At 67.2% G+C, this 26,993-nt stretch carries 11 protein-coding genes; 9 read left to right on the forward strand and 2 right to left on the reverse strand.

Annotation, left to right across the window (positions count from 1 at the left end):
* Positions 1–238 precede the first annotated feature (238 nt).
* Positions 239–16,429: a hypothetical protein gene (locus ACQ450_RS03730; RefSeq protein ID WP_431470554.1), complete on the reverse strand. Its 16,191-nt coding sequence runs from the start codon at positions 16,427–16,429 to the stop codon at positions 239–241.
* Positions 16,430–16,702: 273 nt separating this feature from the next.
* Here ACQ450_RS03730 and ACQ450_RS03735 point away from each other — a divergent pair, with 273 nt between their 5' ends.
* The 4 genes from ACQ450_RS03735 to ACQ450_RS03750 are packed head-to-tail and all read left to right on the forward strand — an operon-like array spanning position 16,703 to position 18,803.
* Entirely contained in the window at positions 16,703–17,221 is a 519-nt protein-coding gene (locus ACQ450_RS03735; RefSeq protein WP_431470555.1) for a phage tail protein, read from the forward strand.
* A 9-nt stretch (positions 17,222–17,230) separates the two neighbouring features.
* A complete protein-coding gene (locus ACQ450_RS03740; protein WP_431470556.1) occupies positions 17,231–17,734 on the forward strand; it encodes a phage tail protein in 504 nt (167 codons plus the stop codon).
* Between the two features lie 9 nt (positions 17,735–17,743).
* Positions 17,744–18,271, forward strand: a complete 528-nt coding sequence (locus ACQ450_RS03745) for a phage tail protein (RefSeq protein ID WP_431470557.1) — start codon at positions 17,744–17,746, stop codon at positions 18,269–18,271.
* 22 nt (positions 18,272–18,293) lie between these two features.
* Positions 18,294–18,803: a GNAT family N-acetyltransferase gene (locus ACQ450_RS03750; protein ID WP_431470558.1), complete on the forward strand. Its 510-nt coding sequence runs from the start codon at positions 18,294–18,296 to the stop codon at positions 18,801–18,803.
* Between the two features lie 44 nt (positions 18,804–18,847).
* Here ACQ450_RS03750 and ACQ450_RS03755 read toward each other — a convergent pair whose 3' ends face one another.
* Positions 18,848–19,171: a DUF6916 family protein gene (locus ACQ450_RS03755; protein ID WP_431470559.1), complete on the reverse strand. Its 324-nt coding sequence runs from the start codon at positions 19,169–19,171 to the stop codon at positions 18,848–18,850.
* Positions 19,172–19,337: 166 nt separating this feature from the next.
* Between ACQ450_RS03755 and ACQ450_RS03760 the strand changes: the two genes are divergently transcribed.
* The 5 genes from ACQ450_RS03760 to ACQ450_RS03780 all read left to right on the forward strand — a co-directional run bounded on the left by ACQ450_RS03760 (position 19,338) and on the right by ACQ450_RS03780 (position 26,972).
* Positions 19,338–19,790 (forward strand): DUF6916 family protein, encoded by a 453-nt coding sequence (locus ACQ450_RS03760; RefSeq protein WP_431470560.1) that lies wholly within the window; start codon positions 19,338–19,340, stop codon positions 19,788–19,790.
* Between the two features lie 703 nt (positions 19,791–20,493).
* Positions 20,494–20,958: a GbsR/MarR family transcriptional regulator gene (locus ACQ450_RS03765; protein WP_431470561.1), complete on the forward strand. Its 465-nt coding sequence runs from the start codon at positions 20,494–20,496 to the stop codon at positions 20,956–20,958.
* On the forward strand, positions 20,952–22,439 hold the full coding sequence (locus ACQ450_RS03770; RefSeq protein ID WP_431470562.1) for an efflux transporter outer membrane subunit: 1,488 nt from the start codon (positions 20,952–20,954) through the stop codon (positions 22,437–22,439). Before ACQ450_RS03765 ends, ACQ450_RS03770 begins: the two co-directional genes overlap by 7 nt.
* Complete coding sequence (locus tag ACQ450_RS03775; RefSeq protein WP_431470563.1) at positions 22,436–23,743, forward strand: efflux RND transporter periplasmic adaptor subunit; 1,308 nt, start codon at positions 22,436–22,438, stop codon at positions 23,741–23,743. Before ACQ450_RS03770 ends, ACQ450_RS03775 begins: the two co-directional genes overlap by 4 nt.
* A complete protein-coding gene (locus ACQ450_RS03780) occupies positions 23,736–26,972 on the forward strand; it encodes an efflux RND transporter permease subunit (RefSeq protein ID WP_431470564.1) in 3,237 nt (1,078 codons plus the stop codon). Before ACQ450_RS03775 ends, ACQ450_RS03780 begins: the two co-directional genes overlap by 8 nt.
* Positions 26,973–26,993: the final 21 nt, after the last annotated feature.

A 26,993-nucleotide genomic window follows, 5' to 3' on the forward strand; every position in this document is an offset into this window, starting at 1 on the left:
ATGGCTCCTCGCACCTACGCCTGTCCTCGCGCTCGTTCGGCCTGCTCAGATGGCCTTCATCGAAGATGAAGCCGTCAACAGCCGACGGGGATGCTCGACGCGACGGCGCGCTCGCTGATCGCCGTGATCCGAGACGCGGTGGGGCGGTATCTCGCGCCCGTCACGGCACTGTTCAGCCTGCCGGTCACCTTCCTAATGTCGAACCACGCTTATTATTTCGGCTTTGTGCCCGTCCCACTCAGGGCAGCGCCGAGACCGTCGTCGGCAGCGGCGGAGCGGTGAAGCCTCCGGCGATCGCGCCCGAACCACCGGTGGACACGTTGATCTTGGTGGGATCGTTGAAGCCGTTCGCATCGTCGAGCTCGGACCCGTTGTTCGCGCCGGTGGCAAGCATCTGAGTCAGCTGGATTTGGCCGTCCCGCACCCGCAGGCGCATGAACTGTCCATTGCCAGCCTGGCCAAGGATGTTGGCGAAGCCGTTGCCGGTCATGTTGACGCGGATCGTCGGGAACACGCCGCCCGAGACCTGGTTGTCCTGGATCTCGATCGCGCGGCTGTTGATGTCGGAAAACACGTTGTTGACGATCGTCAGGTTGGTCGTTCCGCCGCTGGTCGGGACGCCGGAAAGCCCCACGTTGACCGAGAGGCCCGGAGCGCCGGTCGCAGTCCCGCCGGAGCCTGTCCCCAGATTCCGGATCATGTTGCCGCTGATCAGATAGGTTGCGTTGACCGCACCCTCGTTGGAAATGCTGATGCCGTTCCCGGTAAGCGATCCCGACCCGGCGACGCCCGCTGCGCCGATGACGTTGTTGACGATCGTGCCGTTCACCGTGCGGCCGAACGGCCCGTTTCCATTCTGGAAGTCGCTGATCGCGTGCGAGCGGTGGCCGGTGAAGCTGTTCCCCGCCAGATTATAGGTCAGGCTGGACGAGCCGGGGCCGGTGGAAAGGCTGACGCCGGCATTGTTGTTGGTGAAGGTCGACCCCGTGACGATCGCGGTCGTGCTCACCCCCGTCGTATCGATGTGCAGTCCGGTGCCGGTAATCGTGGCCGGCGGCGTGGTCGGATTGAAGTTCCCGGTGAACGAGGTGTTCGTGACCGTCAGTCCCATCGTTGCCGACGCGCTGCCCAGGAAATTGAAGAGATTCCCGTGCGGCGTGTTGGTGACGGCGGCCGCACTCAGCGTGCTGTCGATCACCTGGAAGTTGGTCAGCGTGCCCGCGGTGTTCGAGATCTGAACCTCGAACTCGTAATTGTTTTGGATCGTCGAGTTGAGAATGCCGGTCGGCCGGGCACCGTTCGACGCACTGCCACTGAGATTGCTGATGTTGATGCCCGAATGGTCGACGGCGGCGTTGCTGCCGTTGCCGCTGATCAACATCCGGTCGATCAGGAAACCGTCGACGAGCGTGCCGCCGATGCCGTTCCCGTTGTTCCCGGTGATGTTCATATAGGACAGCCGCACGGCCGCCGTACCCAGCAGGGCGATGCCGTCACCCGTGCTGTTCGCGATGGTGCCGCCCGAGCCCGAGGTGGTCGTGCCGGTGACGGTCAGCCCGCCCGCTGTGCCGGTGTTGTTGAGGAAGATCCCGATCGACGCGCCGTTGGACGAGATGCTCTGGAAGGTGAGTCCCGCGGCGCCGATTTCCGTATTCGACACCTCGAGCGCGCGGCCGGTGGTGCTTGTGATCGAGTTGCCACTGCCTTCGATGGCAAGCGTTCCGCCTCCCGAGGCGATCAAACCCGCGCTGGCGGTAGTGTCGATATCCAGCCCGCCGTTGATGAAGCGCATCACCGTGCCGGCGTTGGTGGTCAGCAGCACCGCATTGTTCTGGTTGCCGGTGTTGATCGCCTTGCTCGCGCCGGAGAAGGTGAATGTGCCGCCGCCGTTGTTGAGGAGGTAGATGCCTCCGCCGGAGGCACCGACAAGTCGCGTCAGATTGCCGCTGAACGTAACATCGCCGCCGCTGTGCCCATTGCTCTGGACCAGCCAGCCGCCGCTGTCCTTGGTGATGCTGGCGGCGATATCGACCACCCCGGTGCCGCCGCTGATGTTCACGCCATTGAGGGTCGTATCGTTGACGCCGCCGATCGCGCCGCCGTTGATCGAGACGCTGTTCCCCGACGAGACGAGGTTCACCCCGTGCGCGGCGGTGTTGTTGATCGTGGCGCTGCCGAAGGTCACGGCGCCGTTGCCGGTCCCGTTCACTTCGATGCCATCGTTGCCGGTATTGGCGATCGTGGTGGCGCCGAAAGCGATTGTCGCCGCCGAATTGCCGCCGATGAAGATGCCGTCGGCAGTCGCGCCGGTGGTGCCGGCGATCGTGGTCGCGCCGGTCACCCGGAACGTGTCACCGTCGAGGTTGGTCAGGTTGATCGCGGTTCCGTTGGTCGCACCGCTGCTCGATAGCGTGGCGAAGGTGATGTCCGCGGCGCCTGCACTGAGACCGGTGATATCAAGGATGCGGCCGGTCGCCGTGGCGATGCTGTTGCCGGTCCCCTGCACCGTCAACGTGCCGCCAATGGTCGCAACGATCCCGGTGCCGCTGGTGGTCGTGATCGAGAGGCCGCCGCCGCCGCCTGCCGGGGCGAAGTTGATCGCGCCGGTGTTGTTGGTCAGCGTAACCGCAGCGTTCCCGCCGGTGTTCAGAGCGATCGTCTGGCCGGTGAAGTTGACCGTCCCCGCGCTGTTGCCGATCACGATCCCGCCGCTCGCGCCGTTCGCAGCGACGTTCCCGGCGAACGTGACGACGCCTGCGGTACGGCCGTTCACCGCAACGACGTTGCCGGCGTTGCTCTTGCTGAGCGCCGCGCCGATCGTGACCGCACCGGTGCCTCCCGAGATCGACACGAGGTCGCCGACCGCACCGCCGATCGATCCGCTGGTGATCGAGAGGCCGTTGGCCGCGCCGGCCATCCGGACACCGCTGCCGCCGGCAGCGCTGATCGCGACCGAGTCGAAGGCGATCGTGCCCGTTCCCGCGCCGGCGATATCGATGGCGTCTCCGCCGATGCCGCCTGCGGTGTAGGAGCCGAAGCTGAGGTTCGCGTCGGTTGCTCCGGCGACGGAGATGCCGTCATTGGCGGCGCTGGTGCCCGCAACGCTGGTCGAACCGGTCACCGCGAAGCTGGTGCCGCCGAAGTTGTTGAATCGCAGCGCCGCCGAACCGACCGTGCCGGTGCTCGCAAGCGTGGCGAAGTTGATGCCGCCGGTTCCGGCGGCCACCGTGTCGAGATCGACGATCCCCCCGGTGCCGGTCTGGATGCTGTTGTCGCTGCCGGTGACGATGATCGTCCCGCCACCAGAGGCGCTGAAGCCGGTGCCGCTCGTGGTGAAGATGTCGAGACCCGTGCCACCGCCAAGCGGCGCGAACCGGATGGTCGAGCCGGTGTTGCGGGCCAGTGTCACCGCGGCGTTCGCCCCGGTGCTCAGGCCGATGCTCTGCCCGGTGAAAGCGACCGTGCCACCGCTGTTGTCGGTGACGCTGATGCCCTGGCTCGTGTCGGAGATGTTTCCGGACAGGGTGGCGGTGCCGCCGGTCCGCCGGATCGCCTCGACCGAACGTGCCGTCGCTCCGCTCGTCGCGATCGAGCCGCCATAGGTGAAGTTCAGCGAGTCGCCGTCCAGCAGCACACCGCGGCTGGTGGCCGTAATCGCGCCGCTGCTCACTGCGATCGATCCGGTGATCGCGCCCGTCGAGCTGCGAACGACCTGGATGCCGTTCGTCCCCGAAACATTCCCCGCGATCGCTAGGCTGAGGTCGAGTACCGCATTGTCGGCCGTGGCGTTGTTCACGGCGATCACGGTGCCGCTGCCGGTCATGATGCGGTTGTTCGCACCCAGGATGCTGACCGTTCCGCCTCCGCTGATGTTCAGTCCGACACCGCTGGTGGTGCCAAGCTCGAGTCCCGCCGCGCCGGTATCGAACACGACCGAGGAGCCGCTGTTGTCGATCAGCGACAGCGCAGCCGCCGTTCCGGTGCTGAGCGAAACGGCACCGGTGAAGCGCACTTCGCCACCATGGCTGTTGGAGATCACGATGCCGCCGTTGAGCCCGTTGGTCGCGGTGATGCTGCCGGTCTGGAACAGGACGTTCCCGGCGTCGTGATTGTCGATGTACACGGCGTTGCCGCCGGCATTGGTGATCGACCCGCTGAAGGTAAGGTTGGCGTTGCTGTCGGCGAGATGAAGCCCGTTGCCGCTCGGCGCTGTGATCGACGTTCCCGTGCCGAAGGTGAAGCTTCCGTCCGAGCCGGAGAGGATGTCGATCCCCGCGTCGCCGCCGTTCAGCGTGCTGACGCCGGTGAAGCCGTAGGTGCCGTCGGCATTGCTGAAGCGCAGGCCGCTGCCGGAGGTTGCGGAAATCGTGCCGCCAAAGAGCAGGCTGCCGCTGGTGTGGTTGCCCGTCACGTCCACGGCAAAACCGCCGACGTTCTGTGTCAGCGAGCTGGCCGCGTCGAAGGTGAAGCTGGCCGTGCCGCCGTTGATGGCAAGTCCGGCGTTCGCGCTGCCGCTGATGTCGACGTTCGTCGCGACGATCGTTCCGCCAGCGGCGACAGCGGAAAGGCCCGTCGCCGCTCCACTGATGCCGATGTCGGCCAGCGTCGTCGTTCCCGAGACGCCATTGAGCAGGAGCGCGGTCGTCGCGCCGCTGCTGGTCAGGCTCCGAAGGGTGGCGTTCGTGCCGCCGACGAGGGTCAGATCGGTGGCATTGCCGCTGAAGACCAGATTCTCGATCAGCACGCCCGGCGCGTTCGTCAGGCTGATCGCCGAACCGGCAAAGCCCTGCATCGTCAGGTCGCGAAGGACCATGTTCGATGCGCCCACAACGCCCGAGACGACGCCGTTCGCGACGCTGTTGTTGCCTGCGAGGTTGAACCCGACGAGGCTGTTGCCGCCGCTGCCCAGCGTCACCACGCTCGCACCCGCTCCGCTGGTGAGCGTGGCCGCGCCGCCGCCCGGATCGGCGATCGTCAGCGATGTGCTGGCGAGCCGGATCGTCGACGGGATCGTGAGGTTCAGCGAGATCGCGCCTCCGCCGAAGCCACGGATGCTCGAACCGGCCAGAAGCGCGAAGCTGTTGTCGCCGTTGCTGCCCGCAGCGCTGATCGCGCTCCCGTTGTTGACGAGGAGGAAGGTGTCCCCGGCCAGCTGTGCCAGCTCGGCTGCGGCGAGTGTCATCGGATTTGCGGCGTCGGCGCCCGAGCCGTTACCGCCACCGACCGCGCCGTCGGAATCGATGAACACAGTCCGCCCGATACCGAAGCCGCGGCCCGGGCTGGCGGTGAACACAACGTCCTGGAAGTCGTAGGTGCCGGCCAGCGGAGCGGCACTGGCATCGATACCAACCGGCGCGGAGATGATCGCTCCGCCATCGGTGGCGGCCTCGCCATCCCCATAGACGAAGTTGGCGTTGCTGCCCGCATCAAGGAAGACGCCGGTGTTGACGCCGCTGATCGATGGCGACGCTCCGGCGACGGCGGAGGTGCCGAGCCGCACGCTTTGCCCGCCCGTGGTTCCGCGCAGATCGACGCCGATGCTGGTGCCGGGCGCCCCGGCGTTCGTCACGTCGAAATCGCCGACGCTGATCGCCGCTGCCAGCGCCGCGCCATTCAGATCGAATGCCGTCGCGCTACCGTCGCCGAGCGCAACGTCGAAATCGGCGATGTTGAGCGCAGCGCCAAGGCCGCCCTCGACGTCGATGCCGCGCGAAGTGATCCCCTGAAGCGTCACGGTGCCGAGATCGATCGTTCCGCCGCCGGTCGACAGCAGCGAGGCGAAGCGCAGACCGGTTACTGCGCCGGTGACGCTGATGGTGGAGAAGTTGAGGCCGCCAGCCCCGATCGTGGTGCCGTCGAGCAGCATCGCCGCACCGGTTCCGCTGACGATCCTGTTGCCGCTTCCGGCGGTGACAAGGATGCCGGTGCCGTTCCCGACGATGCCGGATCCGCTCGTCGTTTCGATGTCGAGACCGCCGCCCGTGAAGGCAAGTGTCCCGGTGCCGTTCATGACGACGGTGTTCGCGGCCCCGGTGTTGAATCGCTTCGATCCGCCGGAGAAGGTCAGCGTTCCGCTGCTCGTGCCGTTCACCGAGATTCCGGTGCCACCGGAGTGGTCGACCGCACCGGAAATCGTGTACGACCCATCGGCGTTGTCGAACGTGAACGCCCCCCCGCTGGTGGTCGACGTGATTGCGCCGGACAGCGTGATCGTGGCCGCGCTGTTCGTAACGGCGAGCACCGGGCTCGCGGCTGTGATGATCGATCCCGCATAGCTCAGCGCACCGCCCGAGGCGCCGTTCACGAGCACCGAGCTCACCGTCGATCCGGCGATGGCCGCGCTGCCGCCCCCGCCACCGATGGCGACCGTTCCGCTGCCGACACCGTTGAAAGCCAGACCGACTCCTGCGCCGTCGATCGTCAGGACCGAGCCTGCCGTGTCGGCGATGTTGATCGTCCCGAGCGTTCCACCGAATTCGAAGCCGGTGCCGCCGTCGATATCGATCCTGCCGGTGAGATTTACCGAGCCGGCACCGGACAGATTTGCGAAGGCCGCGCCCCCGCCCCCGCCCGACGCAGCGAGGTCGGCGATGTTCAGCGAACCGGCGAGCGACAGCGCTTGCAGCGTCATTGCGGCGTTGGTCGAGGAAGTCGTCGCGATCGAATCGAATGCCGCGCCCGCGGCGCCGATCGTCATTCCGTCAAGCGACAGCGCCTGCCCCGCACCGGTGACGATGCGGTTCGCGCCAACCGTCGGTTTGGCGATCACCAGCGTACCGCCACCGCTTGCAGATAAGCCTGCGCCGCTGGTGGTGGCGATGTCCAGCCCGCCAAGGAAGCTCACCGCCGCACCGCCATTGTTGGTGAGCATCACGCCGGCGCCACCGGTGTTCGCTACGGTGACCGCGCCCTGGAACATCACGTCGAGCGGGTCGGTCTGAGCGCTGTTGTTGCGGATCGCGATCGCCGCGGTGCTCGTCGCGCTGGCCTCCACGGCTCCGGTGACGGTGAAACGCCCCTCGACCTGGTCGAGCAGAATCCCGAACGCCCCACCCGAGGCACGCACGCTGTCGAGCGTCATGGCGATCGCGAGCGGGTCGAGATCGATTGCCGTACCGCCGGTCGTGTCGACCGTGCCGCCGGTGGTGCCGAGCAGGAAGTTGTTCGCCTTCGCATTCGCCACCAGCAGGCCGGTGCCGCTGTCGTTGGCGATGTTCAGATCGGTGAAGTTCAACGTACCCGTGACATCGGACAGGCTGAGCCCCACACCGGTGATCCGCGCTGCGCTGGTGCCCAGATTCAAAGCGCCGGCAGAGACGGGCTGCAGCCCGGGTGCGATCGTGGGATCGGCATCGAAGCGCACGCCGCTGAGTACGAACCCGCCCGTCTCGCTGCTGTGAGTCCCGGTCATGTTTGCGAATGCCGACAGAGTGAGCGACCCCGCGCCTCCACCGACCAGGTTGAGGATGTTGCCGCCGGCCGCAGCGAGCGTGAGATTGCTCAGGGCCAGCACCGTGTTGGCGGCGCCGCTCTGGACGTTGATCGCGCCCGCCGCACCTCCGCTGATCGTGCTGTTGCGGATGATGCTGGCGCCGCCGATCGCGTTGCCCCACACACCCGCACCCGTCCCCGAGTTGGTGATCACCAGTCCGTCGAGAATGTTCGAGCCGCCCAGCGTGACGGTCGGCGAAGCGCCGCTGCCCGTCAGCGTCGGCGCGCCCGAGCCGGCGAACGGGTTGGAGAGGACCCCGGTCTGAACGTTGTACAGCGTCACATTGGCCGGCGCGCCGCCGCCGACGTTGAAGCTGTCGGTGTCGCGGAAGCTGTAGAGGAATTGGCCGCCGTCGAGGATCAGCGATCCGCCCGCACCCGTGACGTCCAGAATATCGGCGCCGCCGGTGGGATCGTTGAGCAGGACGATATAGGTCGCATTGGAGGCCATCGCCCCGGCCAGCGATCCCGGATCGCTGCGCGCGCCGCTTCCGTTCGCACCCTGCTGAACGAAATAGGCCCTCACCGAAAATCCGGTGGTGTCGCCAACCAGATTCACGTCGGCGAAATCATAGCTGCCCCGACCGCCGTCCAGCCCGGCGATCACGAGCGGAGTCACCCCGCTGATCGTCGAAGCCGCTCCATCGGCGTCGGTGTTCGATCCGTCGCCATAGCGGAAGTTTCCTGCGATCGCGGCATTGGTGAGATCGATGCCGATGCCGACCCCGGTGATCGTTCCGCCCTGCAGCACGACAATGTTGCCGCTCGTCGAATTGCCGGTCAGGTCGATTCCGCGCGAGCCGGTGATCGAAGTGCCGGTGATATCCAGCGTCTCGAAACTGACGCTGCCGCCGACGCCGGTCAGGTCGACCGCTGTCGCGCTCGCGCCAAGACCGGTCACATCGACGTCGCCGAAGGTGAAACCGCCGGACGCGCCGTTGACGATCGCGATCCGCGCGCCGCCCGAAAGCGCCACACTCCCGAAGCGGTAGGCACCATCGGCATTATCGAACGTCAGACCGCTGCCGCCGGTCGCCGTGATCGCGGCGCCCGACAGGTCGAGCGTGCCCGTCGCATGCTTCGAAACGGCGATCGCCGCGCCGGTCGCTTGGCTGATCGTGCCGGTGTAGCTGACGTTGGCCGTCGAATTCTGAACGTCGAGCGCGGCGCCCGACGCGCCGCTGATGCTCGCGCTGCCAAAGGTAAAGCTGCCGCCCGAGCCTCCGGTGATCGCGATGCGCGCGCCGCCGGAGAGCGCGGTCGTACCGAACGTGTAGCTTCCGTCGGCATCGCTGAACGCCAGGCCGCTGCCGCCGGTCGCCGTAAGCGTCGCGCCCGAGAAATCGAGCGTACCGGTCGCATGCGCCGAGACGTCGATCGCCGCACCGCCAGCCTGGCCGATCGTGCCGGCGTAGCTGAGGCTGGCAGTCGAATTCCGCACTTCGACCGCAGCCGCGGCGGCGTCACTGATGCTTGCGTTGCCGAAGGTGAAGCTGCCGGCCGAGCCGCCCGCGATCGCTATGCCGCCGCCGCCCGAGAGCACGGTGGTGCCTGCGAAACTATAGGTGCCGTCGGCATCGGCGAAGGAGAGGCCACCCCCGCCCGTCGCCGACAGGCTGCTGCCTGCGGCGAAGGTCAGTGTGCCGGTGTGGCCGACCACGTCGAGCAGCGCAGCAGGCGCTGTCTGGACGACACTGCCGCCATAGTTCAGGTCAGCGGCTCCGCCGAGGGCGATGGCCGAGGCGCTGGTGCCGCTGATCGTCGATCCCGCGCCGAAAGCGAAGCTCCCCGCGCTTGCACCGGTGATGGCTATTCCGAAGGTTCCGCCGCTTGCCGATAGCGTGCCGATGTTCATCGCACGCCCGCCGGCGCCGATCCCCACGCCGTTCGTGACGCTTACGCCGCCTCCGGCACCCGAACGGATGACCGAGTCGAGAGTCAGGTCCAGGCGCGTATCCGCGATGTCGATCGCGGTGCCGTTCGACACGTCGATCGTTCCTGCCGCGCTCGCCAGATTCAGCGTCGGCGCATATGCCCGGAGCGCGGTGCCGCCGCTGTTGAAAATCGAGAGGTTCGTGAAGTTCAACGAGCCGGTCGCGCCGTCAAGATCAAGAGCGCTGCCCGTCACTCGCCCGCCCGCGCTCCCGATCCGCAGCGAGGAATCGACCGCCTGGAATCCGGCCGTCGCAAGATCTGCGTCGAACAGCACGGAAGCGAGCCGCGCGCCCGCGGTCTCGCCGTAGCCGCCGTCGATGGCGATGTTCGAGAATTGAGTCAGTGCGAAGCTGCCGCCGACGCCCGACACGAGCAGCGGCGTCCCGCCCGATGCGCGCAACTGGAGATTGGCCAGGGCCGCGCTCGCCGAACCGCCGCCCGCCAGCAGCTGAAGCGCGCCGTTCGCGCCGGAGAGAATGCTGTTGCGGATGATGATGTTGGCAGCGCCCGATCCGAACACGCCGACGCCGGTGCCGCCGTTCGCGATCCGCACGCCATCGATCAGGTTGTTGCCGGTGACGACCAGCGTAGCCGCGTTCCCACCCGCGCTGGTGGTCAGCGTCGGCGCGCCCGATCCGGCGAAGGGATTGGTGATGATCCCGGTCGCCACGTTGTAGAGCAGCACGTTCGCCGGAGCCCCGCCGGGCACTGCCAGCGAATCGCCGTTGAGGAACCCCAGCAGTTGCTGGCCGCTGCCGAGCGTGAAGGTGCCGCCGGTTCCGAAGACCAGATCGTTCGCGTCGAGGATATCGTTACCGCCCGCCGGATCGTTGAGCAGCAGGATGATGTCGGCTCCGGCGGCTGCTGCTCCTGCCAGGCTACCCGGATCGGATCGGGTCCCCGCGCCGCTTGCGCCGGCACGTACCCAGTAGAGCGAGGCGGAGCCGGCAAGGCCGCTCGTGTCGCCGACGAGATTCACGTCGCTGAAATCGTACCCGCCGGTGCTGCCGCTCAGGCCGGCGATCGCAAGCGGCGTGATCGCGCTGATCGTCGAGGCGGCGCCATCGGCATCGCTGCTCGATCCGTCGCCGTAGCGGAAGCTGCCGGTGATCGCCGCGTTGGTCAGGTCCACGCCCGTGCCGACGCCGGTGATCGTACCGCCCTGGGTCACTGCCACGGTGCCGCCATAGGTGGCGCCGGTCAGGTCGATGCCCCGCGTCCCGCTCGTGGAAGCGGCCGCGATGTCAAGCGTGGCGAAGCGCACCGTTCCTGACGCCGAACGTGCATCCAGGCCGGTGGCGTTCGCGCCTAGCGCCGTGATGTCGGTTTCGGCGAAGTCGATCGTGCCGCTGCTGCCCGCGCCGATCCGAATCCCCGCGCTTCCCGGGGCCGCGATCGAGACGGGACCAGTGAAGGTCGCCGATCCGTCGATGTCGGACAATAGGATGCCGGCCGTGCCGGCGCTCGAAACCGTTGCTCCCGCGGCCTTGAAGGCGCCCTGCAGCCCCTCCACGCGCACACCCGATCCCCCCACCCCGGCGATCGTCATTCCGCCGACCGTCACGTCGCCCGCGTTGCCGAGGATCTGAAGGCCGTCCGCGGCGGCACCGCTGATGGTGACGGTACCCAGATCGATTACCGCGCTGTTGCCGGCGAGCGTGATGCCCGAGCCGGCGCTGGTGCCGCCCACGGTGATACCGGTGAAGCCGAGCACACCGCTGCCGCCGATGCCGCTCAGCGACACTGCGTCGCCCGCGGCGGTAGCCGTCGAGACCGCGCCGAAGGAAAGCGCCCCGTTGAGCATGACGGTGTCGATCGCCAGCGCGCGCGCGGCGCCGGTTGCCGTCAGCACGATCCCCGAACCCTGGAGCCCGAGCGATCCGCCGCCCGCACCGGAGAGCGACAGCACCGTGCCGCCGCTCGAGGTCAGCGCAAGGTTTCGCAGAGTGGCCGACGCCGCTGCGCCCCCGCCGGTGAGGCGCACCGCGCCGAGCGCGCCCGAGATCTGCGAATTGGCGATGCTGACGTTCGACACGCCCGCACCGTCGATGCCGATCCCGGCACCTCCGATCAGCAGACCATCGAGTACGTTGTTGTTCGCCAACCGGACCGTCACCGCGCCCGTCGAAGTGAGCAGCGGCGCGCCCGATCCGGCATAGGGATTGGTGACGAGGCCAGGCGTGACCCCATGCAGCACGAGATTGGCGGGCGCACTGCCCCCCACCGCCTGCGTGTCACCATTAAGGAAGCTGATTAGGCGCTGACCCGCAAGAAGGTCGAACGAACCGACTCCCGATACACTGAGCTGATCCTGCCCCCCGGTCGGGTTGTTCAGAAGCACGACGACCTGCGCATTGGCGGCGAGCGCGGCCGCCAGGCTACCCGGATCGGCCTGGGTACCCGAGCCGGTACGGCCTGCCTCAACGAAGAACAGGCGCGCGCCGGTCGCCAGCGCACTGGTATCGCCGACCAGCGCCACGTCGGCGAAGTCGTACCGGCCAACGCCGGCGTTCAGCCCGGCGGCCGCGATCGGAGTGACGGCATTGATTGTCGAAGCGGCGCCATCGGCATCGCTGCTCGATCCGTCGCCGTAGCGGAAGCTGCCGGTGATCGCTGCGTTGGTCAGGTCCACGCCCGTGCCGACCCCGGTGATCGTACCGCCTTGCGCGACCGTCAGGCTGCCCGCAAAACTCGCGCCGGTGAGATCGATGCCGCGCGTCCCGCTGGCGGAGCTGCCGCTGATGTTCAGCGTTCCGAACGCGATTGCGCCACCCGCTCCCCGCGCATCGACACCCGTGCCGCCGGCACCAATGCCGCTGATCGAAACGTCGCCGAAAGACAGGTTGCCCGTGCTCCCGCCGGCCAACGAAATTCCCGCCGTTCCCGACCCGTTGATGCTGACCGCACCGAAGCTGGTCGTACCCGAGTTGCCCGCGCCGAACGCCAGCCCGGAGCCAACGGAATTCGCGATCGTCACCGCGCCGCCGAAGCGGACCGAGCCGACGATATCAGCGAGCAGTGCACCGGTCGCATTGCCGGTCAGCGCAAGGCTGCCGAGCGAGAGCGTGGCGCCGGTGTTGACCCCCTGAATCGAAAGCCCCGCACCCGCGGAACCGCCGATCGAACCGCTCGAAATGGAAACATCACCTCCAGCGCCCGCGATGCGCAGGCCCGCCCCGCCCGCGCTCAGGATGCTGAGCGAGCCAAGGGCGATCGGGCCGCTGTTGCCGCTCAACCACACGGCATCGCCCGCGCTGCCCATGACGTTCACGGCGCCTGCGGAGATGCCCGCGCTGCTGCCCGCAATGCTCAGCCCTGCGCCGGTCGCGGTTCCGCCGATGGTGACGGTGCCGAGCGAGACCGATGCGCCGGTCACTCCAGCAATCGACACCGCGGTGGTCGCCGACGCGCCGGTTGTGATCGCGTTGATCGCGATTCCGCTGCTTGCGACCGTGTCGAGCGAGAGACCCGCTGCGCCGCCGGTCGCCGCTATGCTCACGTCAGAGGCGGAGACGCTGAGCGTGCCGGCACCTGCGCCGCTGAGCGACAGGACCGTGCCACCGCTCGCCGAAAGGTCGAGGTTGCCCAGCGTCAGCGACGAAGTCGCTCCGCCGGCGGTGACGGCAATCGCGCCACCGCTGCCCGACACCGTCGAGTTGAGGATCGTCGCGCTGGTCAGTCCCTGCCCGAGAATTCCGACGCCGCCGCCGGTGTGGCCGATCTGGACGCCGTCCACCCGGCTGTCGTTGCCGAGCGTGAGCGTGGCCCCGCCCACAGCCGAACTGGTGAGAAGCGCCGCGCCGGAACCGGCGAACGGATTGGTGATCACGCCGGAACTGACTCCGGTGACGATCAGATTCTGGGGAGCCGCCGCGCCTCGCACCGAGAAGGAATCGGTGTCGCGGAAGCTGAGCAGCGCCTGACCGGATCCGAGGGTGAAGGTGCCGCCCGTCGTGATCGCGTCGATCACGTCCTGCCCGCCATCGGGATTGTTGAGTAGCACGATATACTGGGCGCCGGAGGCGAGCGCCCCCGCAAGGCTGCCAGGATCGTTGCTGCCGATGCCGCTTCCGGTCGCTCCGGCCATCACATAATAGGTCGTGAAGCTGCCGCCTGAGAGGTTGCTCGTGTCGCCGTTCAGCGTCGCATCGGAGAAGTCGTAGATCCCCGTGCCGGTGTTCATGCCGGCGATCACGATCACCGTATTCGCTGTGATGCTGCTGCCCGTGCCGTTGCTGGCATTGCCGTCGCCGAACCGGAAGGAGCCGGTCGCCGATGCGTTGGTGAGGTCGACACCAACGTCGACGCCGGAGATCGCGCTCGGTCCCGAGATGACGATCGCGCCACTGTTGGTCGTCCCGGTCAGATCGATGCCGGTCGAGCCCGCGATCGACGTGCCTGAGATCTGCAGCGTGCCAAAGCTGACATTGCCCTGGGTGCCGGTGAGATCGAGCCCGGTGCCGCTTCCCAGGCCGGTAATCGTCACATTGCCGAAGCTTGCCCCTCCGGCGACACTGCCGATGCGGATCGCATCGCCCATCGGATTGCTGATGGTGATCGGTCCGGAGAAGCCGACGCTACCCATCAGATTGTTCAACGATATCGCGGGCGTGCCAGCGCTCGTTCCAGTGAGCGTGATCGGGCCGGAGAGAGTGACCGTCGATCCTGCCAGCGTGTCCTCGATCACGACCGGGCCGGTTCCGGTGATCGCACCCGTGAAGTTGATCGCGCCGCCGGTGTTGGAAACATGGACAAGCGGGCCAGTGCCGCTGCCACTGATCGTTCCGCCGAAGTTAAGCCCGATCGTGCCGCCGCTGCCCGCGACGCCCGCTTCGCCGATCTGAACGCCAGCGCCGCCGCTTCCGGAGATCGAGCCGCCGCCAATGGTGACGAAACCGGTCGAACCGCCAGTCACGAGGAGGCCCTGCTGACCGGCACCGGTGATCGTGAGCGTCCCGATCGCCAGAGTGTTCCCGCCCGCTCCCGCGCCCGTCACATCGTCCAGCACCACGCCCGCACCCGCCGCGCCGGCCGACTGCACGGCAGTGAAGCGCAGGTCGAGAAGGAGCGGATCGAGATCGAGTGCGGTACCCGCCGCCGTGTCGACGCTGCCGTCGCCGGTGGCGAGCGTGAAGCTGCCCGCTTTGGTGTTGCGCACCAGCAGCCCGGTCCCGGTGCCGTTCGCGATGTCGAGGTCAGAGAAGCTCAATACTCCCTCGACCTCGGCCAGGCTCACCCCCGCTCCGTTCACGCGCGCATCCGCGGCGCCGATCTGCATGCGGCCCGCGTCCACGAGCTGGTTGCCCGCCGCGGTCGCATCGGCGTCGAAGCGCACTGACCGCGCAGCAAATCCGCCGCTTTCGCCGTTGCCGCCCGCGATCGTCAGCCCCGCGAGCCCAGCGACCGTGACCGACCCGGCGCCCGAGCCGTCGATGTCGAGCACCGTGCCACCGGTTGCGGAAAGGGCGAGATTGGAAAGCGCCACCGTGAGCGCCGCGCCGCCATCGTCGATGTCGATGGCGCCGGCACCGCCTGCGATCGCACTGTCGCGCAGCGTGACGCTGCTGCCGCCGCGCACCAGAACACCCGCGCCAGCCGCGCCCCGAACGGTCAGCCCGTCGAGCACCACCGGACCGAGCGTGTTGGCGAGGGTGAGGCCGACACCGCCGGTATTCTGGATGAAGACTCGCTCCAGCGCGAAGGCCCCGACTCCGCTCGCCACGACGCCGGCACCGCTGCCGGAAATGGTGACGTCACGCACGACGGATCCCTGCCCGAGCGTCACCGCCGCGCCGGCAGCGTTGGTGCCCACGATCGACCCGTTGGTGCCTCCGAACGAGAATGGCGTCACCGCGCCATTGGCGCGGCGGACCATCACCGAACCCGCCCCGCCGACAAGATACTGGTCGGTCGCCAGCGTCACGCCGCCGGTCGCGATCGGTCCGCCCTCGCCAAGCGCGACGACGACGCCGTTCACACCCGCGCGACTGACCGCGTCCTCGATCGTGGTCGGACTCACGTTCGTCCCTGCGCCGGCCGCGGTCGCCGCGCCGCTGGTGTAATAGATGCCGCCGAACTCAGCCCCGGTGCGCGCGTCGATCGCCAGGGTCGTGCTGGAGAGATCGGAAGCGCGCGTGCCGACTGCCGCCACATAGTCGCGGCGGACCCGCTCCCCCATCTGGCGCTCGAGCCGGGTCTGCGCCTGGCGCCTTCCACCGCTCGACGAACCCAGCGGGATCGTCAGCCGAACCGTCGCGCTGGCGTGCGTGCCGAAGCGATTGTCGTCCTCGATCTGCGCGCCCAGCCGGAACCGGCTGCCGGCGCCGAGCGGATCCTCGATATAGAGCTCGAGCGAACCGCGGAAGCCGTGGAACGATTCGTCCGCCCAGCGATCGCGATAGTCGAAAGCGCCTGCCGCGGCGCGCACGCTCAGATTGCGGGTCAGCGGAGCACGCGCGCCGATCTCGCCGTTCACCCCGTGCAGCGGCACTTCCTCGAGCCGGAAGCCGGTGCGACGTTCGATCAGCCGGTTGTCTTCGACTGTGAGAACACCGTCGGGGGCCAGATCGGGGTCCGCGAACAGAATCGTCCGTCGGTCGGTCGTCGGAAGGCGATAGTTCACGTGCACGTCGAACACCGACGTGAAGCCTTCGAGGCCGAACGAGACGGCGGTCTGCGCATTCGACGTGAGGTTCGACCGATAGAAGTCGGCGCCGACGTTGACGCCGATCGCAAGGTCGTCGCCCACCCGCCCGCGGCCACCGAAGGTCACCGAGCCGCTGCGATCGTACAGCTCGTCATAGGCGATCCGTCCCGCGACGAAGAGCAGATTGGCCTCGTTCTGCGCCAACGGCGCCAGCAATTCGAATGCGACCTCGGCACCGGGCTCGCCTGCCCGCGCCTCCGCATCGGCCTGCGGCTGCCACACCGGCTGCGCATCCTGCGCGCGAACGCTGGGGGCCAGCGCGAGCGCAGCGCCGGTAAGACCCGTCGACAGCAGCAAGCGAGCACGATGCAGAGTATTCACAGAAGAGCCCCCTCTATTCCGCGTCGATGGCCCTAAGTTTCTGTGCGGGCACGACGGAAGTGATATGGCGATACTTGGATCGGCGTAAACGGACAATCCGCTTCTTGACGGCCATCGCCGGAGATTGTCAGGCGGCGGGACGCGACAGGACGCATTCACCCGCCCCGTTCGCGGCTCGTCGGCGCCAAAGACGCTGGATCACTCCCGCGCATTAGGCTAGTCGGCGGTAACACTGGGGGAGTAAGCGGCTTGGCGGAACCGTTTCTGTCGGAAATTCGGCTGTTTTCGTTCAACTTCGCGCCCAAGGGCTGGGCGCTGTGCAACGGCCAGCTTCTGCCGATCAACCAGAACCAGGCGCTTTTCTCGCTGCTCGGCACCACCTTTGGCGGCGACGGCCGAGTCAATTTCGCGCTGCCCGACCTGCGTGGGCGGGTGCCCATTCACGTCGGCACCGGCCACATCCTGGGAGAACGCGGCGGGGAGCAGGCGCATAGGATATCGTTCAGCGAAATGCCCCAGCATACGCATAGTCTGCATGCCTCGGCGGCAACCGGGGATTCGCAATATCCGGCATTCGGGCCCGCAGAACATGTTCTCGCGGCGGAACCGGGCAATCTGTACGCGCCGGGGGTAACGACAGGCGCTGTCACGATGCATGCGGAGACGGTGAGCTTCGTAGGCCAGACGCAGACGCACCTGAACATGCAGCCGTTTCTGACCACGAATTTCTGCATCGCCCTTCAGGGCATTTTCCCTTCGCCCACCTGAGGACGTTCCATGGCACAACCCTATCTCGGCGAGATCCGGATGTTCGCGGGCAACTTCGCGCCGGCCGGCTGGATGCTCTGCGAGGGGCAACTGATCCCGATTTCGGAGAACGAGACGCTCTTTCAGCTGATCGGAACCACCTATGGCGGCGACGGCCAATCCACCTTCCAGCTGCCCGACCTGCGCGGGCGGGTGCCGATCCACATGGGCGACGGCTTCATCCTCGCAGAAACCGGCGGGGCGGAGGAAGTAACGCTGACGGCGAGCCAGATCCCGATGCATACCCATAACCTGGTCGGATCCAGCGGCAACGGATCGCAGAGCAGTCCGCTCAACAACTATCTGGCGAGTTCCACGCTCGTGCGGCCCTATGCGAGCGAAACGCCGGACACTTTGCTGGCGGCAACGAGCATCGGCGCCACCGGTGGCAGCCAGCCGCACACGAACATGCAGCCCTATCTCTGCATCAACTTCATCATTTCGCTGTTCGGATTATTCCCCAGCCCTACCTAGGAGTCGTCCGTGGCCGATCCCTTTGTCGCCGAGATCCGGATTTTTCCGTTCAACTTCGCACCCAAGTTCTGGGCTTGGTGCGATGGGCAGCTATTGCCGATTGCCCAGAATACCGCGCTCTTCTCGCTGCTGGGAACTACCTATGGCGGGAACGGCAAGAGCAACTTCGCCCTTCCCGATCTGCAGGGCCGGGCGCCGATGCAGCCAGGTCAGGGGCCGGGCCTCTCGCTCCACGATCTTGGCGAGGCCTCGGGCGTCGAAACCGTGACGCTGCTCGAAAGCGAAATCCCCAGGCACAACCACCGCTTGTCGGCGACGGTGGAGAACGGGACCCAAGGGACGCTCACGCCGAATACGACGCTCGCGACCGCGGTGGGCGGCACTCCCTATCAAACCAACACGGCCAGCAACCTCACGACGATGTCGCCGTCCGCTCTCGCCACGACCGGCGGCTCCGCTCCGCACAACAACATGCAGCCCTATCTCACCTTCTACTTCTGCATTGCGCTGACGGGTGTATTCCCGCCTCGCCCCTGAAGCGGATAGCTGTCCCGCGCCGATGCCGCCGCCCCTTCGCCACGCCGCGCACCTCGATCTCTCGTATCGGCCCCTCGCCTCCGAAGATTATGGGTTCACCGAGGCGCTGTACCTGTCGACGCGCGCGGAGGAGCTTGCCTTCAGCGGCTGGCCCGAAGCACAGCGCCGCGAGTTTCTGATGCAGCAGCACCGCGCCCAGCATCTCCATTATCAGCGCCACTATCCCGATGCGGAGTGGCTGGTCGTCGAGCGCGCCGGCACACCGGTGGGCCGGCTGTACATCGAGGAATGGCGCGATCAGTTCAGGATCATCGACATTTCGCTGATGCCGGCAGCGCGCGGCGGAGGGATCGGGACCGCGATCCTGCGCGACACGCTGGACTGGGCGAAAGCGCACGCAAAAAGCGCATCGATCCACGTCGAAAAGGGGAACCCTGCGCGCGCACTGTACGAGCGGCTCGGGTTCACTCTCGTCGAGGACAAGGGCGTCTATGATCTAATGAAATGGTCTCCGCCGGCAAGCAGCGCATAGCGTCGTACGCTGGCGCGAGCGGCCGAACGAGCCGTGCCGCCGCGCTAGAAGAAGATCGCCTCGTACCGCATTTCCCCCTCCGGATGGTGGCCGAGCGGTACAATGAAGATGTCGTGGGTCGCGCCGTCGATGGCAAAGGCATAGACCGCCTGCGGCAGGAACTGCTCGGGCGCCCCGAGGAATTCGAGCCGGAATCCGCCACCTTCGCGCACCGCCCCCGGGAGCGGCTCCGCCCGCGCCAGTCGCAGTTCCTGGCTGCCGTTCGCACTCGTTACAGCAAAACGATTCCCGATGCGGGACGAAAAGCTGTCGATCTTGAGCGGGGCGGATGTTCCCGGCGTTCCGGGATCTTCGGCGGCGTGCTGCATCGAATTCCTCTCGAGGCGCGAACTGGGCACCCACCGGCGCCGATACTCCAACGACGCAGACTCCAGCAATCCCTCGCAAAATCCGATAGTGTTGCGCCGCCGCGAGTGATAGGCGGATGCGGTCGGGCCGCTATGGTGAGGCGACTCCTCGGGGGAAGAGATTTCGATGACCGCTCTAAGATCGCGACGTGAGTTCGTGGTGGGAGGGTGCGCCACCATCGCCGCGGCCGCGCTTACCGGCTGCGACGGCGGCAGCAGCGCGGGAACCGTCGTTCTTCCGTCCGAACCCGCGCCCGTCCCGGCCGGCCCGGCGCTGATCATGAGCGAAGTCGACAGCTGGGAGGCGCTGGTCGGAACCAGCTTTACCATCGCTGGCGAAAAGGGCGACGTGGTCTCCACCCTGTCCGTGGTCACCCGTGCGGACGAAGACGCCAATCGCCCTGCGGATCTGGCGCGCCATCGCGGCTTCTTCGTCTTCTTCGAGATGGATCCCGCCCGAGTGCCCGAAGGCGGCAAGTCCTATCGCGTCTCGCATGCGACCAAGGGCAGCTTCGACCTGTTTCTGGGTCATCCCGGCGAAGTGCTCGGCAAGGGCATTCTGCACGCCGTGTTGAATTAAGCCGATCGAGTCGGCGCAGCGCGCGGAAGGGAGTCGACGTCTGCGCCCGGCGACCACCGGCATCACCAGCTGCTATCCCGCCGCGTCCGCTATCGAGCCGAATCGAATGTACCGTGACGTGTACGGTGATAACATACGCATTCGCGAGGTGGAGCAGGGGCCGGGTGGCGCGATATACCTGCTGACCAATGCGGTGGGCGACGCTGCGGGAGCGGTTTGGCGCCTCGAGCCGATCGAGGTGCGTCCCCCCTCGGCCGATGGTGGACGCAGCGGCCCCGGATCCTAGTCGGGGGACGCCGCTCGACTGCAGGACCCTTCCGGCGCCTGGCGTTCCGGCGCCACTTCTTTGAGCGCTGCGTCGTCGGGAATCGCCTCGGCAGCACCCGCTTCAGCTGCGCTCCGTTCCCTTACGCGCCTGCGACACGTCCACGCCGCCCTATACCATCTTCCGTTTGGCGTCGGACTGACACCATGCTTGCGGCGAACCTCTGCAGTATCGGTTCGCAGACCCGTTAGCCCGCAACGCGCGCACGCGAGGCTCCGCCGATCGCCGAAAGGTGCTCGCCCCCCCACGGCGCAATGCCGATGCCGGGTGGGCGGCCCTCGCCCGACGTTCTGCTCTGAAGGAACAAATCTCAGTCTGTATCGTACGCACTGAAACAAGCGACGGCCACTGGGGCGGCGTCGTGGTTCAGGGGTCGGCATGCCGGAAAACGACGCTGCAAGGCGTGGCTTCATCGAAGCAATGGGGCACATCTTCGAGACGGACGGACTCGCGCGGATCACTGGTCAGCTCCTCGCCCTGCTCGTGCTTGAGGAAGCGCCCCTCTCCGGCAGCCGGATCGCCGAGATCCTGCAGGTCAGCCGTGCCAGCGTGAGCACCAACGTGCGCCTGCTCGAGAGCCTCGGCATCGTCGAGAAGCGCTCGAAGCCCCGCGAGAGGCAAGCTTTCTACGGAGTGCGGAAGGACGCCTATGCCAACTATATCCGCCAGACCGCCCTCCGACAGATCGGCAATGCCGAGCGCATCGCGGCAAGTGCGCGGGCGATGGAGAGCGGCCCGGCGCAGGCGCGCGTCCTCACGCTGGTGCACTTCTATCGCAGCATCGCGGATCATCTTGGCGCGGCCGCCGATCATCTGGCGGAGAACGGGCCGGGCCCATGCTGAGACGGACCGCCCTCCTCGTCGCGCTGCTTCTCGGCGGCTGCACGGTCGGCACGCCCGCGGCTCCGGAACTCGGCGCAATCGTCGCCGATCCGCGGGAGCGATTCGTCGCGGCCGAACCCGGAGATTCGGCGCCGATCGTGGATGCCTGGTGGACCCGCTTCGAAGACCCGCTCCTGAGCGGATATGTCGAGCGGGCGGGTGTTCATAACCCTTCGATCCTGCAGGCCGTGGCGCGGGTCGAACAGGCGCGGGCGCAGGCGCGAGTGGCGCGCGCCGACCTCTATCCACAGATCAGCGGCCGCTTCAACGCTTCTCGCCAGCGCCAGAATCTCGCCGGCCTCGGCTTCAGCGAGATCCTGCCGACGGCGCCCGGTGGCGAAACTCCCGATGGCGGCGGAGAAGATGAAGTCGCGAGCTTCGTTACCGACAGCTTCTCGCTGAATGCGAATGTCAGCTGGGAACTTGATCTCTGGGGTCGGATCAGCGCGCAGAGCGCGGCGGCGCGCGCCGATTTCCTCGCCAGCGCCGAGAATCTGCGAGCCGTGCGGCAATCGATCGCAGCGCAGGTGGCGCGATCCTACTTCAATCTGGTCGAAGCGCGGCAGCAGGTTGAAGTCTCGCGCGAAATGGTCGCGGCTCTGGCCGAAATCGCGCGCCAGGTCGGCAATCGAGTCGATGTCGGAGTGGCGCCGCCGGGCGACAAGGCGCTCGCCTTCGCCAATCTCGATCAGGCGCGCGCGGGTCTGTCGCAGCGGCGCGAAGCAGTCGAGCGCGCCACCCGCGGGTTCGACGCGCTGATCCGCGCCTATCCCGACGGCGAAGTGGCAACCGCCGATGCGCTTCCCGAGGTTCCGCCGCCGCCGCCCGCCGGACTTCCCGCCGGGCTGCTGGCGCGCCGACCCGATATTCGCGCCGCGCGGCTGAACCTGATCGCCGCCGGATACCGCGAAGCGGCCGCCGAGCGCGCGCTGCTGCCCGGGATCAATCTCACCGGGTCAGCGGGCACCAGCAGCAGCGAGCTTTCGAACCTTCTCGACGGGAATTTCTTCGTCTGGAGCATTGCCGGCGCGATCCTCCAGCCGATCTTCCAGGGCGGACGGCTGCGCGCCCGGGTCGAGGCGGCGGAAGGGCGGCAGGCCGAGGCAGTCGAAGCCTATGCCGAAACGGTGTTGCAGGCGCTGTCGGAAGTCGAGACGGCGCTGGCCGTCGAGGAAGAGCTCGCGACCCGGCAAGTGGCGCTGAGAGCCGCAGCCGAAGCGGCGGAAAGTGCCGTGGCGATCTCGTTCAATCGCTATCTGGCGGGGCTCGAACCGTTCATCACCGTGCTGCAGAGCCAGCAGACGGCGCTCGACGCGAGCAGCGCCTATCTCGCCGCGCGCCGGGCGCGAATGGAGAACCGCATCGACCTGCATCTCGCCCTGGGCGGCGGGTTCGAGGATGCCGCGACCGCCCCCATGCAACCGGAGCCGCTGCCGCAATGAGACTGCATCTGATATCCGCGCTCGCGCTGTTTCTCGCCGGTTGCGGCGGCGGAAGCGACGAAGAGGAAGCGAACGAGAGCGTCACCGCGGCGGTGAGCGTGCGGGTCGTCCAGGTGCAGGAAGCGCCGGTGCAATCCTGGGTCTATGCGCAGGGAACCGCACGCGCGGCGCGGCGCGAATTCCTCACCTTCCAGAACAGCGGCCGCGTGGCCTATGTCGCTCCCGGGCTCGAGGTCGGCCGCCCGGTCCGGCGAGGCCAGGTCATCGCCTATCTCGAGCGCGATCGTACCGAGGCCGAACTGACCGGCGCCCGCGTCGATCTTGCCAATGCTCGCGCGCAGGTCACCGTGGCGGAAGCGGCGCTGGTCGAGGCTGCGGCGACGCTGGAACTGGCGCGGGAGACCTTCGCCCGTTTCGCCACACTGCTCGAACTCAACTCGGCCTCGCAGCAGGAATATGACGAAGCCGAGGCGCAACTGGAGCAGGCCCGCGCCGCCTATGCGCGAGCGCAGGCGCAGCTCGCCGCCAACCGTGCGCAGGTGAACGCCGCCCAGGCGCAGGTCAACGTCGCGCAGGTCACGGCGTCCGAATCGCGGATCGTCGCACCGATCTCAGGCGTGATCGCGCGGCTCAACATCGAGGAAGGGCGCTATTTCACGCCGCAGCTCGTCCAGTCGCAGAACGAGCAGACCGCGCTCGACACCGTGCCGGTCGTGATCGTCGACCCCTCCAGCTACGAAATCTCGGTCGATCTTCCATCCTACACCAGCCGCGAAGTCGATACCGGGTCCGAAGCGCTGATCCGGCCGAGCGAGGCCCCCGCGCCCGCCGCGCGCCAGCGGCCCGCGCAGGCCGGCAGCACCGGCAATGCGCCGCCGATCCCGGTCGATCAGTTCCGCATCTTCGGCAGGGTCTATGCCGTCAGCCCCGCGCTCGATCCGGAGAGCCGGACCTATGAGGCACTGATCCGGACCACCAGCGGCGCGCGCCTGCTGCAGGATGGCGAATTCGTCTCCGCCTGGATCCGCGGCCCCCGCGCCGAAGAAGTGCCCGCGGTTCCGTTCGATGCGATCGGCTTCGCCTCGGGGGAGCCCTTCGTCTATGTCGTCGATCCCGAGACCCGACGGGTCGAGCGCCGCGCGGTCGAGCTCGGACTGACCGGCAACGAGGTGCGCGCGGTCGTCTCTGGAGTGCGCACCGGCGAATATGTGGTTACCGACGGCAGAAGCGCCTTGAGCGACGGCGATCTGGTCCGGGTGATCGGGCGCGAGCCGCTGGGCGCGCGCGATACCGCCGATGAGTGAGTCGACGGCACCGGCCCCGGATGCGCAGGCCCCGCAGGAAAGCGAGGAAGTGCGCGGAGCATCGCGATTCCAGCGCTTCTTCTTCCTCAAGACGACCTTCGGCATCCTGCTCACGCTGCTGCTCACCGTCGGCGGGGTCATGGCCTATACCCAACTGGTCAAGGAGGCGCTGCCCGACCTCGAAATCCCGCAGGCCACGATCACCACCCAGTGGCCGGGCGCCGATCCGGAGACGATCGAGGAGCAGATCACGACCGAGATCGAGGACGAGATCACGACGCTTTCCGGCGTGAAAGCGGTGAACAGCTCGTCGTTCGACAGCTATTCGATCATCATGGTCGAGTTCGAGGCGAGCGCGAGCGCCTCTGACGCGATGCAGCGATTGCGCGCCGCCGTCAGCACTGCGGAGGCTCAGCTTCCCGCCGAGGCGGACTCGCCGGAGGTCGAGCAGATCTCGGTCGACGATCGGCCGATCATCACGATCACGATGTATGGCGGCGCGGGCACGGCGGCGCTGAGCCGCCTCGGCGAGGAGGTACAGGAGCGCCTCGAATCGATCCCCGGAGTCAATGAGGCCGAGCTCGGCGGCAATCGCGAGGAGATCATCCAGATCCTGCTGCAGCCCGAGCGGCTGCTGGCGCTCGGCCTTTCTCCCACCGAGGTTCAGGACGCGATCCGCACGGCCAATCTCGAACAGCCGTTCGGCGAGATCGACAGCGAAGAAATCGGCGCCGTCGTGCGGCTGGAGGGCCAGTTCCGCGATGTCGACGATCTACGGTCGCTGCCCGTGCGTCGTGCGGGCGGCGACCGCGCCGGGCCGCCCGTCCGGCTAGACGAGGTGGCGGTCGTCCAGCGCACGCTGGAGGCGGAGGATTCGACCACCGCCTATGCCGACGCCGGCGAGCCCTATCGCAGCTCGATCGAAGTCTCGGTGCGCAAGACCCCGGGTGCGGACACGATCGAGACGATCGGCGCGATCCGCGAGGAACTGCAGGCGATGGAGGAGAGCCCCGTCTGGGAGGAAGGGGTGCGCTACGACATCGTCCAGAACGACGCCGATCAGATCCGCGATTCGCTGAGCGACGTCTTCGTCAACGGGCTCCAGGCGATGGCGGCGGTGTTCGTGATCCTGTTCCTCGTCCTCACCTGGCGCGAAGGACTGATCGCCGGACTCGCCATCCCGGTGACTTTCGCGGGCGCGCTGATCGTCATTCTGTTGCTCGGCTATTCGCTCAACGAGCTGGTGATCATCGGCATGGTGCTGGCGCTCGGCCTGATGGTCGACGTCTTCATCCTGATGATGGAAGGCATGCACGACGAGATCTATGTGCAGAAGAAGAGCTTCGGCCAGGCCGCGCTTGCGACGATCGGCAACTATGCGATGCCGGCCTTCGCCGGGCAGCTGACGACGATCCTCGCGATGGCGCCGCTGATGGCGATCGGCGGCGTGGCGGGCAAGTTCATCCGCGTCCTGCCGGTCACGGCGATCACGTGCCTCGTCATTGCGTTCATCGTCGCCCTGCTCGCGGCCGTGCCGCTGTCGCGGTATCTGCTCGGTCCGGTCGCGCGCCATCAGGCGGAAGAGAAGAAGAACCGGGCCGATGTGCTCACCGAAAAGGCGGCGCATTGGCTCAATCGCTTCATCTGCGACAAGGTGGTGGACAGCCGCAAGCACGCCTGGACCTGGGTAGGCGGCGCGGCTGCTGGGTTCGTCCTGGCGCTCCTCGCCTTTTCGCAGATTCCGACCGTGCTATACCCGAAGACCGATGGCGAGCGGCTCGGGATCAATATCGAGCTGCCGCCGGCAACGCAGCTCGATCACACGCAGCGCGTCGCCGACGCGGTCGGCGAGATTCTGCGCGAGAAGCCCTATTTCGACAGCGTCATCAAGATTGCCGGCCGCAAGAGCCCGTTCGCGCTCGTGTCGCCCGAATCGCGGCTGCAACCCACCGAAGGCGAGAATTTCATCGGCTTCTCCGCGACGTTCGTCGAGCGCGGCGAACGCGATGCCGCGGGCTATGAAATCGCGGAGGATCTGCGCGAGGAACTCGACGCATATCTCTCGGCCAACGTCGCCGGCGCCTCGCTGCTCGTGGTGCCGGAAACCAACCAGCCGAGTACCGGCGATCCGATCGAGATCACGCTTTCGGGCCCGGATATGGACCAGCTCCGGGAGATGTCGCAACAGGTACAGCGACTGCTGCAAGGCACCGAGGGCGTGGCCAACATCCGCGACAATCTGGGCAATCTGAGTGCGGAGATCGCGCTGCGCCCGAACCGCGAGGCGCTCAGCTTCTACGGCATCTCGCAGCAGAATCTGGCGGCGCAGGCCCGGTTCGCGCTCGGCGCGCAAACAATCGGAACCTATGCCATTCCGGGCCCCGAGGATGATCTCGAAATCCGCATGGGAACGAACTGGCCGAGCCGCGCGGGCGATCCGGGCGGGCCCCGACGCATCGACGAGCTCGACCTGGTTCGCGCATTCACGCCGGAGGGCGAGAGCATTCCGATGCTGTCGCTGCTCGACCCCGTTCAGGGTGAAGCCGCACTTTCCGTCGCCCATGAGGGCGGCCGTCGCGCGCTCACCGTTCTGGCCAGCAATCGGGAGCGGCCGGTGACCGAGATCGTCGAGGAAATCCGCCCGCAACTGGAGGAGCTGCAGAGCGAATGGCCCTCAGGCTACAGCTTCGCTATCGGAGGCGAGGCCGAGGAAACCGCCGAGACGTTCGGCTCGGCCGGGATCGCGCTGGTGATCGCACTGATCATGGTCTTCGGCGTGCTGGTGATCGTGTTCGACAGCTTCCCGCAGGCGTTCATCCTGCTCGCCACCATGCCGCTGGCGCTGATCGGATCGTTCTTCGGCTTCTTCGTCTTCGGGATGCAGTTCTCCTTCTTCGCGATGATCGGGGTGATCTCGCTGATCGGGATCGTCGCCAACGACGGGATCGTCATGGTCGACACGATGAACCGCCGGCTCGCCGAAGGCATCAACAAGGCACAGGCGGCGGCACGGGGCGCGGCGGAGCGCCTGCGGCCGATCCTGACCACTTCGGTCACCACCATGGCAGGTCTCATCCCGCTGGCGATCGGCAATCCGATGTACCGGCCGCTGTGCTTCATGATCATCTTCGGCCTGTTCTCCGCGACGATCATGCAGCTGTTCGTGATCCCGGCGCTCTACCACCTGCTCACGCGCAAACAGGGCGACGGACAGGAAATGCTCGACTGAGCGGGCGAGCCGGCGGGGGCG

This window comes from Sphingosinithalassobacter sp. LHW66-3 (assembly GCF_050703275.1).
Lineage (GTDB): Bacteria > Pseudomonadota > Alphaproteobacteria > Sphingomonadales > Sphingomonadaceae > Sphingomonas.

Excerpts from the sequence above, each read along its gene's own strand:
- ACQ450_RS03740 (WP_431470556.1), top strand. The coding sequence starts at position 17,231 with ATGGCACAACCCTATCTCGGCGAGATCCGGATGTTCGCGGGCAACTTC.
- ACQ450_RS03750 (WP_431470558.1), top strand. The coding sequence starts at position 18,294 with ATGCCGCCGCCCCTTCGCCACGCCGCGCACCTCGATCTCTCGTATCGG.
- ACQ450_RS03755 (WP_431470559.1), bottom strand. The coding sequence starts at position 19,171 with ATGCAGCACGCCGCCGAAGATCCCGGAACGCCGGGAACATCCGCCCCG.
- ACQ450_RS03760 (WP_431470560.1), top strand. The coding sequence starts at position 19,338 with ATGACCGCTCTAAGATCGCGACGTGAGTTCGTGGTGGGAGGGTGCGCC.
- ACQ450_RS03765 (WP_431470561.1), top strand. The coding sequence starts at position 20,494 with ATGCCGGAAAACGACGCTGCAAGGCGTGGCTTCATCGAAGCAATGGGG.
- ACQ450_RS03770 (WP_431470562.1), top strand. The coding sequence starts at position 20,952 with ATGCTGAGACGGACCGCCCTCCTCGTCGCGCTGCTTCTCGGCGGCTGC.
- ACQ450_RS03775 (WP_431470563.1), top strand. The coding sequence starts at position 22,436 with ATGAGACTGCATCTGATATCCGCGCTCGCGCTGTTTCTCGCCGGTTGC.
- ACQ450_RS03780 (WP_431470564.1), top strand. The coding sequence starts at position 23,736 with ATGAGTGAGTCGACGGCACCGGCCCCGGATGCGCAGGCCCCGCAGGAA.